At 46.6% G+C, this 701-nt stretch carries 1 protein-coding gene; it reads left to right on the top strand.

Annotated elements, in window-relative coordinates:
* The first annotated feature begins 42 nt into the window (after positions 1 to 42).
* Positions 43 to 549, top strand: coding sequence for an ORF6N domain-containing protein (locus ACUU1M_RS20440; RefSeq protein WP_044138875.1), 507 nt, complete (start codon positions 43 to 45; stop codon positions 547 to 549).
* Positions 550 to 701 lie beyond the last annotated feature (152 nt).

The following is a 701-nucleotide window of genomic DNA, read 5'->3' on the forward strand; positions in this document are numbered from 1 at the left end:
AGAACAAATGGTAGTGTCCGCTATTGCCAGTACACCTCACAGATTCCTGTTATTACCACCGAACTTTTGGCGCAGCTTTACGGCACTGAGCCGGTGCGTATTCGCCAGAATCATCATGAGAACAAAGTACGCTTCGTTGAAGGGAAACACTTTTTCAAAGTTGTTGGTAATGACCTTAAAGAATTGCGGGTCGCTTTAAACTACTCACAAAATCCAGTTTCACCCAAAGCCCGCTCCCTCATCCTCTGGACAGAACGAGGCGCAGCACGCCACGCCAAAATGCTCGAAACCGATCAGGCGTGGGATGTGTTCGAAAAACTGGAAGACTGCTATTTCAGTCAAAAGGATCCGTCAACGCCAGTTTCATGCCAGAAAAGTTACGACACGCGAGTTCTCTGTTATCAGAGAGGCGGTGTCACTGTTTCCACAATTCAGTTACGGGATGATGATATTGTTATTTCCCTTGAGTCATGGCTGGAACTGGCGAGAGCCAATGGTTGGTTTGTTGTTCGCAGAGATAAACTGGTGGAAAGGTTGATGCAGCTTTAAAAAAGTTCTTGCATTTTTGCACATAAACTGCTTCAATTCCGGTAAGCTCCGCAAAGCTGTATCGCGAGGCGAATAGCAGACATGGACACTTGAAAGAACCCGCTTTATGCGGGTTTTTTTGTGCCTGAAAAATGGCACAGGGCGTTAAACGC

The organism is Shigella sp. SIG6 (assembly GCF_053555815.1).